The 14,597-nt window shown below is 38.9% G+C and carries 17 protein-coding genes; 4 read left to right on the plus strand and 13 right to left on the minus strand.

Features of this window, described 5'->3' with window-relative positions; translation table 11 throughout:
• Positions 1–40 precede the first annotated feature (40 nt).
• The 7 genes from QNI22_RS26265 to QNI22_RS26295 form a co-directional block, all read right to left on the minus strand.
• Entirely contained in the window at positions 41–1,111 is a 1,071-nt protein-coding gene (locus tag QNI22_RS26265) for a c-type cytochrome (protein WP_314515259.1), read from the minus strand.
• Between the two features lie 28 nt (positions 1,112–1,139).
• Entirely contained in the window at positions 1,140–1,682 is a 543-nt protein-coding gene (locus QNI22_RS26270; protein ID WP_314515261.1) for a YeeE/YedE family protein, read from the minus strand.
• A gap of 34 nt (positions 1,683–1,716) precedes the next feature.
• Positions 1,717–2,286, minus strand: a complete 570-nt coding sequence (locus QNI22_RS26275; RefSeq protein WP_314515262.1) for a YeeE/YedE family protein — start codon at positions 2,284–2,286, stop codon at positions 1,717–1,719.
• 69 nt (positions 2,287–2,355) lie between these two features.
• Complete coding sequence (locus tag QNI22_RS26280; RefSeq protein ID WP_314515265.1) at positions 2,356–3,762, minus strand: MBL fold metallo-hydrolase; 1,407 nt, start codon at positions 3,760–3,762, stop codon at positions 2,356–2,358.
• A gap of 100 nt (positions 3,763–3,862) precedes the next feature.
• Positions 3,863–4,666 (minus strand): sulfite exporter TauE/SafE family protein, encoded by an 804-nt coding sequence (locus QNI22_RS26285; protein WP_314515268.1) that lies wholly within the window; start codon positions 4,664–4,666, stop codon positions 3,863–3,865.
• An 86-nt stretch (positions 4,667–4,752) separates the two neighbouring features.
• Positions 4,753–5,397, minus strand: coding sequence for a Crp/Fnr family transcriptional regulator (locus QNI22_RS26290; protein ID WP_314515271.1), 645 nt, complete (start codon positions 5,395–5,397; stop codon positions 4,753–4,755).
• Positions 5,398–5,771: 374 nt separating this feature from the next.
• The gene (locus tag QNI22_RS26295; RefSeq protein ID WP_314515274.1) at positions 5,772–6,161 is read right to left on the minus strand and encodes a winged helix-turn-helix transcriptional regulator; all 390 of its coding nucleotides are present in this window, start codon (positions 6,159–6,161) and stop codon (positions 5,772–5,774) included.
• A gap of 97 nt (positions 6,162–6,258) precedes the next feature.
• On the opposite strand from QNI22_RS26295, the gene QNI22_RS26300 reads away from it, so the two are divergent.
• Both QNI22_RS26300 and QNI22_RS26305 read left to right on the plus strand, forming a co-directional pair.
• A complete protein-coding gene (locus QNI22_RS26300) occupies positions 6,259–7,086 on the plus strand; it encodes an alpha/beta hydrolase (RefSeq protein ID WP_314515276.1) in 828 nt (275 codons plus the stop codon).
• 376 nt (positions 7,087–7,462) lie between these two features.
• Entirely contained in the window at positions 7,463–8,524 is a 1,062-nt protein-coding gene (locus QNI22_RS26305) for a DUF6340 family protein (protein ID WP_314515278.1), read from the plus strand.
• 73 nt (positions 8,525–8,597) lie between these two features.
• Here the strand turns inward: QNI22_RS26305 and QNI22_RS26310 are convergent, their stop codons facing one another.
• Positions 8,598–8,996 carry a hypothetical protein gene (locus QNI22_RS26310; RefSeq protein WP_314515280.1) on the minus strand — a complete coding sequence of 133 codons (399 nt, stop codon included), beginning with the start codon at positions 8,994–8,996 and terminating at the stop codon, positions 8,598–8,600.
• A gap of 14 nt (positions 8,997–9,010) precedes the next feature.
• Entirely contained in the window at positions 9,011–9,364 is a 354-nt protein-coding gene (locus QNI22_RS26315) for a hypothetical protein (RefSeq protein WP_314515282.1), read from the minus strand.
• 272 nt (positions 9,365–9,636) lie between these two features.
• On the opposite strand from QNI22_RS26315, the gene QNI22_RS26320 reads away from it, so the two are divergent.
• Together QNI22_RS26320 and QNI22_RS26325 are read left to right on the plus strand one after the other, a co-directional pair.
• Positions 9,637–10,053: a hypothetical protein gene (locus tag QNI22_RS26320; protein ID WP_314515285.1), complete on the plus strand. Its 417-nt coding sequence runs from the start codon at positions 9,637–9,639 to the stop codon at positions 10,051–10,053.
• An 81-nt stretch (positions 10,054–10,134) separates the two neighbouring features.
• On the plus strand, positions 10,135–10,953 hold the full coding sequence (locus QNI22_RS26325) for a hypothetical protein (RefSeq protein ID WP_314515288.1): 819 nt from the start codon (positions 10,135–10,137) through the stop codon (positions 10,951–10,953).
• Here the strand turns inward: QNI22_RS26325 and arsN2 are convergent.
• The 4 genes from arsN2 to trxB form a co-directional block, all read right to left on the minus strand.
• Positions 10,928–11,872 carry an arsenic resistance N-acetyltransferase ArsN2 gene (gene arsN2, locus QNI22_RS26330; protein WP_314515291.1) on the minus strand — a complete coding sequence of 315 codons (945 nt, stop codon included), beginning with the start codon at positions 11,870–11,872 and terminating at the stop codon, positions 10,928–10,930. The genes QNI22_RS26325 and arsN2 overlap by 26 nt on opposite strands.
• A gap of 75 nt (positions 11,873–11,947) precedes the next feature.
• Entirely contained in the window at positions 11,948–12,820 is an 873-nt protein-coding gene (locus QNI22_RS26335) for an arsenite methyltransferase (RefSeq protein ID WP_314515293.1), read from the minus strand.
• A 122-nt stretch (positions 12,821–12,942) separates the two neighbouring features.
• Positions 12,943–13,629, minus strand: a complete 687-nt coding sequence (locus tag QNI22_RS26340; protein ID WP_314515295.1) for a low molecular weight phosphatase family protein — start codon at positions 13,627–13,629, stop codon at positions 12,943–12,945.
• A 10-nt stretch (positions 13,630–13,639) separates the two neighbouring features.
• Complete coding sequence (trxB, locus tag QNI22_RS26345) at positions 13,640–14,587, minus strand: thioredoxin-disulfide reductase (protein WP_314515297.1); 948 nt, start codon at positions 14,585–14,587, stop codon at positions 13,640–13,642.
• Positions 14,588–14,597 lie beyond the last annotated feature (10 nt).

Here is a 14,597-nt window from a genome sequence, read left to right on the forward strand (position 1 = left end):
GTGAAGGTAGGAAATATATACCTGAGCAAGTACATTTTGATCACTTCGTTTTTTTATGGGCATCAATAATCGGTTCATAAGGCCCATATTTATGCTGCGTTTCTGAAAAACTATCCGTAAATGGACCAAATGGATGATCAAAAGGTTTACCTGAAATATCAGGCCAGTCATAAATCATAATACCATCCCGAATATCTGTTCTGGGCATTGTATTAATATAGGCTGCCAGGTCCCAGGCCTCTTCATCACTTAACAGAGGCTTATCAAAACTTGCGCCAAATGGCATATTAGCTTTTACATACCCTGCCAATCGTGATAACCGATACAAACCTGCACCATTGTTATAACTATGATTGCCCCATAGTGGAGGAAACTGATATTCTTTTCCGCTTTCAGTTAATACTCCCTGTCCTTCAACACCATGGCATACCAGGCAATGTTGCTTGTATAACCGTTTTCCTTTCTCAGGTTCAGCAGCCCGATGCATAGATACTAATTCTGGTAATCCAGCTTCTTTTGGTTTTACGCCCTTTTTTACACGAGTACCCAGCCATTGCATATAGGCTACCATTGCACGCATTTCGTGACTGGTAGTATCCAGCGACTGACCATTTAAGCTACGTTCAAAACAATCATTGATCCGTTTGGAAATAGTTTCTACAGAACCGGACCGCTGCCTGAACTTAGGATATGTAGAAGCCACAGCACTGTAATTATTTCCAAAAGGTTTTGTACCAGCTTCCAAATGACAGTTCTGACAATTCATGCCATTACTTATTTTTCTTACTGATCCTTTTGGCCCCAGATAAACGGATGTATGTACAATCAGTTCTTTCCCATAACGAATTAATTCTCCCTTCTTATTCTTTGGAATAGTCCGTTCGTCAGGAGGCCTCCAGGATTCCTGATAAACGGACGAAATATTGTCTTGCTTCAAACTATCTGGTGAATGCAGATATTCCTTTGCAATTAATCTACTACCTTCCTTTACATGTAGAAGCAAGGTTCCAACCCATATACTAATACTTAATGCAATGACAAAAATTCCCCATGCTGACCAATACAAAAGACTGGTAGCTCGTTGTATTATTTGTTGTAAGTGTTGCTCCATTGTATAGTAAACATAATGGCTTTTACTATTAGTGAGGAAGCTTCTCACGAAGTAAACCATATACCCACGTACCAGCAATAGCACTGAGTAATGTTACAATCACAACACCAAAACCTGCCCCGATCTGAGCAAACAATGGCCCTGGACAAGCTCCGGTAATTGCCCATCCCAAACCAAATATCAATCCACCAAAAATCTGTCCCTTGTTAAAAGTCTTAGGATGAAACTGTACTTTCTCTCCCTGCAAAGTTTTTATATTTAATCGCTTGATTAGCAGGACAGATAACATACCTGTTACCACTGCTGTACCTATCACCCCATACATATGAAAGGAGTCCAGACGAAACATTTCCTGAATACGGAACCAGGAAACAATCTCTGCTTTCACAAAGACAATTCCGAAGATAGCTCCAACAATAAGATATTTCAGATTAGAGAAAATAGTTTCTTTTTTCACCTGTTCATTAGGCGCTTCACATTCTACAGGATGAGGATTGACATATGCTTTTTCTCCTTTCTCAGGAAGAATTACAAACTCATCTGCGTGAGGTATTTTTACTGACTTTTCCATAATTTGCTATACAAAGTTGTAAGAGAGGATCTATTTAGTTTACCCAATGCATGATATATGGCAACAAAAGCTGAGTCATAGCAAAGCCACCCACCATAAAGGAGATGGTCGCTACCAGTGATGGCCATTGTAAATTGGATAGACCCATTATTGCATGTCCTGATGTACATCCACCCGCGTAACGTGTTCCAAATCCTACCATAAATCCTCCGATTACAAAAAATACCAAACCCTTTGCTGTCAGCAGATTATCAAAACTGAAAATATCTATAGGCATCAGTCCTGAAAAATCTTTCACTCCCAGTTGTTGTAAAGTTTCCTGTGTATAAGGAGCAACTACAATGGCTTCCGGGTTAGATAAAAAGTAGTTACCTATAAATCCACCAATCATTATCCCAGCCACAAAAAACAGATTCCAGACTTCTTTTTTCCAGTCATATTTAAAAAAAGGAATGTTTGCTGGTATACACGCCGCACAGATATGTCGCAACGAAGAAGAAATCCCAAAAGACTTATTGCCAATTAATAACAAAGCAGGCACAGTAAGTCCAATCAGAAATCCTGCAATGGACCAATGCCAGGGGTGACGAATTAACTCTAACATAATGAAAACAAAATTTTGGTTAAGTAAGAGGTTATACATTTACTTATGCTTTGCGCTATTCTGAATTTGTTATTTCAATGTGGACGGACACACGTACTCTGTTTTAGGTATGTTGGTTTGTGCAATGGCCTTAAACCCACCAGCCACATCAATGATATTTTCATATCCTCTAGCTTTGAGAATCGAAGCGGCAATCATAGACCGATATCCTCCTGCACAATGAATATAAACGGGCTCTGCTTTGGAAAACTCAGCCATATGTTCACTCAGATAGGCTAACGGTACATTCTCTGCTGCTTCCACATGCTCTGCTTCATACTCACTTTGTTTCCGTACATCTTTTACCTGTAAGTTACCGTTCTGAAGGCGGGAAGCAAATTCATCTGCAGAGATCGATTCAATCTGATCGATTTCTTTTCCAGCATCTTTCCATGCTTGTATACCTCCCTGCAAATATCCCAGTGTATGATCATACCCTACTCTGGACAAACGAGTAACCACTTCTTCTTCTCTGCCTGCTTCCACTACCAGCACAATGGGTTGATTGATATCAGTGATCAATGTGCCTACCCAGGGCGCAAAATCGCCATCAATGCCAATGTTGATCGAATTAGGAATGAAACCGTCTTTGAATACCTGAGGCTTTCGTGTATCGAGAATCAAGGCATGTTGTTCATTGACTACCTGTTCGAATGTATCTGCATTCAGAGGAGTCAATCCTCGCGATACAACCTTTTCTACACTTTCATACCCTTCTTTATTAAGCTGCACATTCTGTGGGAAATAGTAAGGAGGAGGCAATAATCCATCGGTTACTTCTTTGATAAACTGCTCCTTGTTAGTAGCTTTCAGAGCATAGTTGGTTTGTTTCTGATGGCCCAGCGTATCGGAAGTTTCCTTACTCATATTCTTACCACAGGCACTGCCTGCTCCATGGGCTGGATAGACAATCACGTCATCAGGTAAGGGCATCAGTTTAGTGTGTAATGAATCATATAGATACCCAGCCAGATCTTCCATGGTCAGAGTCGATTTTTGAGCCAGATCCGGGCGTCCTACATCCCCAATAAAAAGGGTATCTCCGGTAAAGACTGCCTGATAGTTGCCTTGAGCATCAATCAACAGAAAACAGCTCGATTCTAGGGTATGTCCAGGAGTGTGAAGGACACGAATGGTCAGTTCTCCGAGTTGAAACTGCTGATTATCTTTAGCAATGACGGCTTCAAAAGCAGGATTGGCATTAGGTCCATAGATGATAGAAGCTCCGGTTTGTTTGGCCAGATCCAGGTGACCGGAAACAAAGTCTGCATGAAAGTGAGTTTCAAAGATGTATTTGATGGTAGATCCATTCCGTTTGGCTCGTTGCAGATAGGGTTGCACCTCCCGCAAGGGATCGATTACAGCCGCTTCTCCCTTGCTTTCGATGTAGTAAGCTCCCTGGGCTAAACATCCTGTATATATTTGTTCTATTAGCATATTTTAAAGTTTTATAAGATTCGTGATACCTGATATAAAATTAGAATTTACTATATACTCTATCAGTGATAAATGTTACATAAAAGCATTATTTATAAAGTTATCTAAAAATCAGCTCTTTGGAAAGAATGTAAAATCCCATTACAAGGATAAACCATCCAAAAGTTCTTTTTAATTTTTCCCCGGCAATGAATCTGGACATATAGGACCCTACAAAGATACCCAGCACCGAAAGAGCAGTAAATTCGAAAAGAAAGGACCAGTTAATAGAGATAGATGCTACGCTACTGGTAAATCCAATCAAAGAGTTGGCCGCAATAATGAGTAATGAAGTTCCTACTGCCATTTTCATGGGAAGATGAGCAAACAAAACCAGAGCTGGAATAATCAAAAATCCACCTCCAGCTCCTACTATTCCAGTGAGTACACCAATGACAACACCAGATAACCCAATCAATGGATAATTAAAGGACAACGTTATAGGTTCAGTCGCCATCGTTTTACGCCCTTTGATCATGGATACAGATGCCAGCAACATAACTAAAGCAAACAACATCATAATAGTCAGATTTTTGGATACACTAAATCCTGAGATTTCAAACAATATATCCGGGATCAGAGACATCAGATAGTGACGGGTAAGCCAGACAGTTAGAAATGAAGGAATAGCAAAAATCACAGCAGCTCTGTAATCGACCAGAGAACGTCGCATGTAATTTAACGACCCTACCAATGAAGTGATGCCAACAACAAAGAGAGTATAGGAAGTAGAAAGGACAGGATTGATATGCAGTAGGTATACCAACACAGGAAGTGTAAGGATACTGCCGCCTCCTCCAATCAATCCAAGACTAATACCTATCAATATAGAAGATAAGAAACCGAAAAGATCTGTGATTTGCATACTCTTGTGCAGAAGAAAATTGATAGCACAAAAGTAGACAGGCTCAGATTCCGATTCAGTGATATATGTTACAAAGGCCCTTTTTATTACAGAAGTTCTATTCGGTTGCGTGCCAGCTTTACCTTACCTAATTTTTCCAGTTGTTTAAGTAATCGGGAAATTACTTCACGAGAAGTAGCGAGTTCATTTCCAAGCTCTTCGTGTGTTACATTAAATACATTGCAGTTATATTGTTCTGACTTTCTTTTTAGAAGTAGCAATAATCGTTCATCCAATTTATGAAAAGCAATCTGATCAATGGCGACCAACAAATCATCAAAACGCTGTTGATAAGTACTAAAAACAAATTGTTTCCAGGATCTGTATTTCCCCATCCATTCTTCTATTTTGTCAATAGGAACCAATATTAGACTGGATTTTTCGTCAACGATAGCAGTAATTTCACTCTGTTTATGATTCAGACAACATGTTAATGACATAGCACAAGAATCTTTTGCCCCCAAATAATATAACAAGGCTTCTCGTCCATCAGCATCTGACCGAAGAATCTTAATTGAACCACTAAGTAAAATAGGAACGAAACGGATATAGCCTCCTGCATGCATCAATACTGTACCGGCTTCTGCTTCCATAAACTTTCCTACCTGTGATAATTCCTGTAGAAGTTGCGCTTCAAATACACCTGTAAACTGTTGTTGCATTAACTGTGTTTCTGTAGAGGATAAGGACATTTATCTATAAGTAGTAGAATGAAATAATGATTATTATTACTTAAAATCTTTTACAAATTTGATAGTACAGAATAGAGATACACAGTATAACAATACTATCACAATAAATAATTCAAGATGTAACAACAAATCAGAAATCTGATAGCTCTTTTACTTTTATCAGAAGTCTGATAAAAGCAAGGAAAGCATTGATGTTGAATAAACATTTATCTGCTTACACTGGTAATCAGGAATTCAACCATTTTTAGTCATTATCAGAAAACTGATACTACTGTGATATTATTAATGTTCTGATAGGTGCAGCAAATTATCAGAGTTCTGATAAACACTCGTTGTTATCAATTTTCCGATAATCTGGTATTAGAAATCAAGTCCTAGTCGTTTATAATCTCCATCTGCAAAGGACATTTAGGTTTAGGAGAAGTATAGATCTTTCCCCATTGACAGAGACTTTCCAGTACAGGATATAGCAATATTCCCTGTTCTGTAAGAGAATAAACTATCCCAACAGGTATCAAATGCTCCAGCTTTTCCTTTACGATAATTTCCTGCTCTTCTAACTCCCGCAATTGTCGCCCCAATACCTGATCAGAAATATTGGATAGCTGCTCCTTTAGTAAGCTGAACCGATTCACACCTCTTCCAATCTCATAAATCAGTTGTGCTTTCCATCGCCCACCAATGATGTTCAAAGCAGTGTTTAACTCACAGGTTTGTGCCAGAAAGCGTTCATTCAGGCTGTTTGTAGAAGATTGTTTTCTCATTTCCAGGATAGTAAAAGGTTAGAACACTACTCACAATTTTGCGGGTTATTGCTAATCAAACAAGCATGTAGAATTTTTGTTCCCAAAAACAAATCATATGAAAATATCTTATTTATGGCTTACGGTCATTGCATATATGACCTTTATTCATTTAGTGACAGCACAGGAGCAATGGATTTTTAAATCACCTTACCTGTCTAAACCTGATACAGTACTGGTTTTCAAACCTGCTTCTTATCAGGCTACTAACAAATACCCATTGACGTATTTATTACATGGGTATAGTGCTAATTATAAACAATGGTCCCTAACCACCGATTGTCAGCAACTGGCCAACCAATATCAAATGATTATTGTCTGTCCGGATGGTTTTGTGTCCTGGTATGTCAACAGTCCTTTTGACAAAGGCTCCCGTATGGAAGACTTCTTCTTCAAAGAACTTGTTCCCTATGTACATCAACACTTACAAATAGACTCCAATAATGTCTTTATCAGCGGATTAAGTATGGGCGGATATGGTGCACTACGTTATTTCCTACTTCATCCGGATTATTTTAATACAGCAGGAAGTACCAGTGGTGGGTTGGAAGTAGATTATCCCCTATTAAAAAGTGCCAGTATGCTCTTTTTCAAGAATCCCCGTGTAACGGATGATTTGACTAAACTTCTGGGCAAACCTGGTAATACATGGCATATATACAATATTATATCATTATTGAAAGAGGCTAAAACGAAACCAAAATCTTTTCTGGTGGATTGTGGCACAGAAGATATTCTCTTTCCCGTACATCAGCGACTCAAAACTACTTGCGATCAGTTGAATATTCCTGTTACCTATATATCTCAACCCGGAAATCATAATACAGAATACTGGCATAACGCGATTCAACATCATTTTATTTATTTCAGTCAGCACATCCGATAAAGCATAGTAGTCTTTGCCACTGGAATATATTACTACAGTAGGCTGAACAGGCTTTACAAGTAGCCAAGGCGACTGCATCACGATATTATTTGACAAATCTCTCTTAATCTTAGTTGTTTGGGAAACAGAAAGAGAAGTGGTATAGTATGGTACCACTTCCTTTATTACAAGACTTTGATAAAGTAACAATCATATATTCTGAGATACAGTTAAGTACAAAAACATTCCCAATGAAAACCATACCTCTGTAATTTAGCCTTTCTCTTATCACAACATGAACTCTGTAGAATACTTATGTTTGTGTGGTTACTGTAGAGGTAGCCTATCTACCTTATCCTGTTTATAGGAATATTATTGTATCAGATCAAAAAAGGCAATGAATACTATAGTTAGAATCCTTATTTTACTAGCATGTATCCCTGCATGGATGGCTTGCAGATCTACCAATGGACTAACCTTAAATGTAAATGAACCTGCGCCTATTTGGATGCCACCTCATTTGAAGAAAGTAGGTATCATTGGTCGTACTCAACCATCAGACCAAACCAGAGCTATTGATAAGGTGGATCAGGTCTTGTCTATAGAAGGAACCAGACTAGATAAGGAGGGTGCGAGAGAAAGTATTCGTGGATTAGCAGCTGATCTGGAAAAAAATAATCGATTTCTTTCTGTGAAGCAATTGGATAAACCCGAACTCACAGGACCAGGCATGGATGTATTTCCCGCTCCTTTAGCATGGGAAACGGTTGCTCAAATATGCCAGGAAAATCAACTGGATGCACTGTTTGTACTGGAGTTTTTTGATACCAATTCCAAGATCAATTATTCTGCTATACCTATTACCATAAATGGCCCACTGGGAGTAAAAGTCCCTGCTGTTGAACATCAGGCTACTATGCTTACCTCCATAAAAACAGGCTGGCGCATCTATGATCCACAAAATAAAGTGATCATTGACCAGCATCCTATGTCACGGCAAATGACCAGTGTGGGCAAGGGCATTAATCCGGTAGCAGCTGCAACAGCACTGCTGGAGCGAAAAGAAGCTGTGAAACAAACCAGTTACCAGATTGGTCAGGTATATGCCAGTAGTTTACTTCCTTACCAGATCCGGGTATGGCGCGAATATTATGTACGGGGTACTGACTCATTTAAAGTAGGCAAACGCAGAGCACAAACCGGGAACTGGGCAGGAGCAGCAGAACTGTGGGAAAGAGAAACTCAGCATCCCAAAAACAAAGTAGCAGGCAGAGCCTGTTACAACATGGCAATCAGTAGTGAAATCAACGGCAATCTGGATCAGGCAATAGAATGGGCAGGGAGATCCTATACCGACTATAAAAACCGTTTAGCACTACGTTATCTGAATGTACTCAAACAAAGAAAAGCACATGTACAGGAAATAGAACGACGTCAGGCCGCTGATAGCCAGCAATAAGAAGATCTATATATACAGAAGCCACCTAAACTTACTAAAAGGTGGCTTTTGCACTTACAAGAGATATTACAAGTTAATGCCAGTCATATCCACAAAACCGACATTGTTGAGCCAAAGGAGTTCGTGTAAGTCTCCCACATCGAATACAACAGTTAAAATGAATTTTGTCCAACTCCTCGGTCACTATCCTCTTTATCCAGTTTTGAATGAAAGCATCATAGCCATCTTTCATTAATGCATTAACTTGTCGTATATTGATTGTTTCTCCATCAATTCTATACATATCAGGAAAAAAATATTTCTTAAATGGAAGAAACGACAGCCAGGGAGAATCTGTCGGCTGATAGGTCCTTCGTTTGCGATTCAGTGAAAAACTATCACTGGCTGCAGTTTCGCTCCGTGTCATCAGGTTGGTATAATTAGCTAACAGATAAGAAACAACTTCTTCTGTAGCCTCAAAGTTATCGTCCATGTTGTTATGTATACTTATAATCTAAATTGGGCAGGGATCTTTCGTTCTTTTAAAGCATAATGAAAATCATCCATTGTCTTTTCGGTTATGTCTTCATCAAACGTATCTACACATAAAGACCCACAGTAATATCGGAATCTATCTCCACCAATAGTTATTGTTACATAATTGCCAGACTGAAAGAATATCCAGCCAATTCCCTGTATACATAATGATCGATATATCTCTATATTCTCAATCTGATTCAGCTTATAGGTCACAACTTTGGTGAAAGGAAAGTTAGGATTGATAACCAAAAGTTTGTCAGTAGTAAATACAAATGTATTGTTTAGATATCCGCATACTACATACCCTAGTAAGAAATACATACAGAGATAGTGCCAGTACATGTCTATTCTTATTAACAAGAATATCGATAAAGGTAATAGCATAAGAAAGCCTAAAGCCAGATAATTTAAAGTTGATTGAATAGGGCTATAGAATATCTCACATTCTGCAAGTTGATACCCTTCTTTCTGAAGGATCTTATTAACTCTACGATCTTTTAATCTAAAAGAAATGCCGTTTAACATGTATGAACCTTTTGCAAATAGAAAATACAGTAAATTTACTGTTTTGCCAATCACTTCTATTTTAATCAATGAAATTTCCGCAAACACCAGAAGAGGTAGAAAATGAAATCCTGATTTCATCAGAGAAGGCAAAAGATTCTGGAGATCTTAGAATAAGACAATTAATTAAAATCTTACTTCTGGTAAAAGACCAGGAAATTATTGTAGAAGGAGTAATAAGGATCTTTGAAAATACGGATAACTTCCTAGCCCAGGAGTTTGCAGGAAAAGTTTTAGAAGAAATCAATCCTCAAACTCATAAAGACCTCAAAGAAGTATTAACACGTACAGTAAAAAAATGGAATGTAAGCGTTGAACAGCTACCTATCTGGTTACAAATCAATTATGGCTTACCTGAAGTACAAAGGGTACTTGAAGAGCCTGACACACTAAAACTTGACCCAAACAAGATTAGGACTATACGATACTGGTTAAATCTAAGATAGACCATTGTTTGAGGCCTGTAAAATAGATGAATATTTCTGACACCTCCAGTATTTGCATAACAAAATACTACTTAGTGACTTATGCTAAACAAATTTCTATTCTTTATATTATTCTGCATAGTATTACCATCATGTCATACCAGTACAGAACATACTGAATCCCTAAAAGATACAACCCATAAAAAAGAACCAGCAACGCAAGACTTATTTGCTAAGATAAATGAATCTATTTCCGATTCTGTAAAACCAATAGTTGGGTATCGATTTTGTATACAGGGAGATTTCAATGGAGACGGACACAAAGAAGTACTTACGGAACATTTTATCAATGGAATCACACATAAGGAGACCAACAAATTTTATCAGGGATTAAAAGACTATGATCAATTGGTTGCATTAACCATACAAAAGAATCCTGAGTCTTTTTTTACCTGTTCTGACCCACAAATCGACACTCTGGCTATTGCTTCAGGTGGGCAGTTGCTGGGAGTTGCTTTTGCCCGAAATGAAGGAGACCTGAATCAGGATGGTACAGATGAACTATCATATGTAGTAAACTGGGCTGATTGGTCTAACATAAATACCTATGTAATTATGACATACCAAAACGGAAAATGGGAAGAACTGTATACTTTTGGTATCTGGGATTGGCAGTTGCCCGATTTACCAGAAGTAAAGAACAACTATGGACTTTTTGGTCTCGTGTATAAAGAAATCGATGTATCCCATGATACAACCTATCAGAAGGCAGAACGCGATCTCAAAAGCTTTAAAGGATTTATCATCCAAAGAAGAAAGGGTAAAATAAGAATTATACAACGTAATCAGGAAGCAGAACTTGATACAATATGGGTAGATCTAAATAGAACATCAACTAAAGTCGATAATACATCACAGTAGCACTACTGGGGCACACACCTTGAAACTGTTGTGTTTCCTGAATCTCCTTTGGAACCACGTTTCTCTCAACCCGGTTATATCCTAGTCTTTCAAAATAACCTTCGGCTGTATTGGTGATCAGATATAATCCTTTTACACCTTGTTCACTCGCATATTTCTGGGCATGTTGCACCAACTGATAGCCTGTCTTCCTATTTCTGAATGTTGAATGTACTACCAGTGAACGAAGTAATGCATAGGGTCCATATAATTCCAGTCCTACCATTCCGGCGATCTGACCATCTTTATCAGGAATTGCTTTAAAGAAATGAGGCAATCCAGATGGAAGATCACGGATTGGAAGATGAGCATCCGTAAGCAACTGAGTTATATTTTCAAAATCGCCTGTTTCAAGCCGGGCTATTTCTAGTATGCTATCATTTGATGCATATCCGACTATATGGCTTCTTCGTTCCAGCAACACAGTATCATACCACTCTCCATGCAACTGTCCGATTTTTTCCCGATAGCCTACCATACGGAAACCTGCTTTTTCGTGAAGAGCAATGCTGGATTTATTGATAGCAAATATGCCAGCCTGAAGTGTCCAGAATCCATGCTGTTCACTTTCTTTAATCAGTTGTTGTACTAGTGCCTTACCAATTCCTTTTCCTCTATAGATAGGACTAATATAAATACTTACTTCTGCAACGCCTGCATATACATCTCGTGTAGATACCGCTGAAAGCATTGCCCATCCAACCACTTTATTATCCCACTCAGCTACTAATCTGCATACAGGTAAAAACTTCTTATCAAGGGTTTCTACATCAGGTGCCTGTGTTTCAAAAGTTGCTATATGTGTATCAATGCCTTGCTGGTAGATTTCCCTAACAACAGGCAAATCTTCAGATACGAGAGCTCGGATAGAAAATGTCATGGGAATATGTAGTTAACAGGATGTGAACAAACTACGTCTGACTGCCTGTTTTATAGGCAATCAGACGTAAGACACTTAACAACAACCAGAGCCAGGTTCACAACAAGGCACAGGCTTCTCTCCGTATACAGTAATGCTAAAGATTCCTTTTTGTCCGGTTGTATAGGCCTCCAATTCAGAAGAAGATAAGTATTGCTGCAATATTTCGACAGGAATATTTATCCGTCTTTGTTTTTGAATCTGTACGTTTTTAAATCCAACAATCTCAATCAATTGCATATAATCTTCTTTTTGAATTGCACCGGATACACACCCAGCATACATTTCGGCATCCTTCTGTAGACCTTCAGGCAGGTTTCCTTCCAGTACAATGTCTGATACAGAGAAATGACCACCTGGTTTGAGTATTCTCAGTGTCTCCGCAAATGCCTTTAACTTATTGGGAACCAGATTTAATACACAGTTGCTCACCACTACATCTGCTACATTTGCTGACAGAGGTATCTTTTCAATATCACCCTGACGAAATTCCACATTATTGAAGCCTAGCTTTTCAGCATTTTCACGCGCTTTTTCTATCATACGTTCTGTAAAGTCAATCCCTAGCACTTTACCTTTTTCTCCTACAAGAGAACGGGCTACAAAAGCATCGTTTCCAGCTCCACTTCCTAAATCAACAACTGTATCTCCTTCTTTAATATGGGCATATTCAGTAGGTAATCCACAACCCAATCCTAAATCAGCATCAGCCACATATCCTTCCAGTTGCTGGTAGTTCTCAGCCATGATAGCGCTATCGATGGTAGAACACCCGCATCCCGCTCCACAACAGGATGTCTCATTGGCTTCTTTCGACTGATCTGCTATCTGGGTATATTTATCCCGAACCAATTGTTTTAACACTTCTGATGTAGAAGCACTGCTGCCATTGTAAATCAAAGTTTCCATACTCATAATTAGATTAGATGAACAATAATAAAATTGATATAATGAATGCTTAATCAGTAAAATCACATTCATGACGGGGTCATCTTCCAAAAGATGCAAACTTTGAGAAATATTTTTTAAAATTATTCAGGTACCTTCACCAGACTAAAAGCAAAGAAGATTTCCCGTCCTATCTGACGTGTTCGCTCATCGTACTTAGCCTCTTCAAGAGGTGTATCATCAAAAGCCTTGGGATCATCAAATGGCAGAGAGATACGGGTAGCTTCCGGAATATAGGGACAATTTTCATCAGCATGCGTACAGGTCATTACCGCTCCAAAGTGTCTGACAGGATTGCCTCCCTGGTCATAGATCTTTGAAAATGCCTTTATAGGCGTTTGAGCTGTGGCAAACCGAACCAGATATACAGGATTATCGGCATCATCCTCTGTTTCTACCTGAAAACCAGCTTTTTTTATAGCTTTCACAGCTCTTGGATTAAATGCAGTAGCTTCTGTCCCTCCGGAATATGTGCTTACATTTGGAACAGCATAATAAAAGGCTGCTGTTTGTGCCCATATCTGGGAAAGATGGCTTCTGCGGGAGTTGTGTGTACAGATAAAGGTAAGTGCTACTTCTTTCCGCTGATTTATACAGGACTGTATGTAATGTGTTAGATTTGAGAGTAACACCTTGCGTTCGGCAGGGATCTGATCAAACTCTTGTATTAATCCATCAACATACAGTTGAAGGGAAGTAAATAATTGGGGCATAGGTACAAATAATAAAAATTCCCGAATCTCTGCTTTTACAGAAATCCGGGAATGCATGTGTGTATAGTTAGATAGTAACAACTACAGGTGTCTCAAGTGCAATCAGGAAACGTTCGGCTTCCAAGGCAGCCATACATCCTGTTCCAGCAGCAGTGATTGCCTGACGAAACTGGCGATCCTGTACATCTCCACAAGCAAAAACTCCTGGTATATTCGTCTTGGTAGATCCAGGCTTGGTAACCAGATAGTCAGCTTCATCCATATCTAATTGCCCCTTAAATAAAGAAGTATTGGGCTGATGACCAATAGCCACAAAAAATCCATCTACAGGTATTTCACTATATTCACCAGTTTGGTTATTCTTTACTTTTACACCTGTTACTACATTGTCTCCCAGAATTTCTTCTGTTTCAGTATTCCAGTGCACTTCAATATTGGCAGTTGCCTTCACACGTTCCTGCATTATTTTAGATGCTCTCATGGTATCTTTACGAACCAGCATATGAACTTTAGTACACAACTTTGCCAGATACAAGGCTTCTTCACAGGCAGTATCTCCAGCTCCTACAATTGCCACTTCTTTGCCTCTGTAAAAGAAACCATCACATACAGCACATGCAGAAACTCCAAAACCATTCAGCTTTTGCTCAGAAGGTAAACCCAGCCATTTGGCAGTTGCTCCAGTAGCAATAATTACCGTATCGGCTGTTATCTCTGTTGTATCATCAATAGTTAACCGATGGGGTGTTGAACTAAAATCTACTTTTGTGACCAGACCATAGCGAATATCTGTCCCAAAGCGTTCGGCTTGTTTACGAAACAGCTCCATCATTTCCGGACCTTCAATACCATCTGGAAATCCTGGAAAGTTTTCTACATCATTGGTAGTAGTTAGTTGTCCACCAGGTTGTAAACCTACATACATGACAGGTTTGAGATTAGCTCTTGCAGCATAAATAGCAGCCGTATACCCAGCAGGACCAGCCCCGATAATTACATTTTGAATATGTTCCATTTTCTTAAAA

It is taken from the genome of Xanthocytophaga agilis, from assembly GCF_030068605.1.
GTDB lineage: Bacteria > Bacteroidota > Bacteroidia > Cytophagales > 172606-1 > Xanthocytophaga > Xanthocytophaga agilis.